The 236-nt window shown below is 59.3% G+C and carries 1 protein-coding gene; it reads right to left on the bottom strand.

Going from position 1 to position 236, the window contains the following annotated elements; all coding sequences use genetic code 11:
* The coding region (locus FLQ03_RS16045) for a hypothetical protein (protein WP_206211012.1) at positions 1-236 on the bottom strand (236 nt) is incomplete at both ends.

The following is a 236-nucleotide window of genomic DNA, read 5'->3' as shown; positions in this document are numbered from 1 at the left end:
GAAATAATGTCGCAGCGCAGCTGCATGGCGACGGCGCTACCATCTTCAGGATCGGTTCCTGTGTAGGGGAACTGGATCTGTGCGCCGACATCTCCCGCGGTAAAATAGCTGGCCCCGCTCATCGTCAGGGTATATGGCACCTGATAACTCCAGTCCCCGCTTCCACCGCCGATAGTCGCCTCCCGGCTGCCGGTATTGCGCCCGTCATAGGTCAGTCCGCTGTCGACAAAGAAAGC

The sequence above is a fragment of the Vogesella urethralis genome (genome assembly GCF_007644045.2).
Taxonomy (GTDB): domain Bacteria; phylum Pseudomonadota; class Gammaproteobacteria; order Burkholderiales; family Chromobacteriaceae; genus Vogesella; species Vogesella urethralis.
This window is presented reverse-complemented; position numbering and strand designations above follow the sequence as displayed.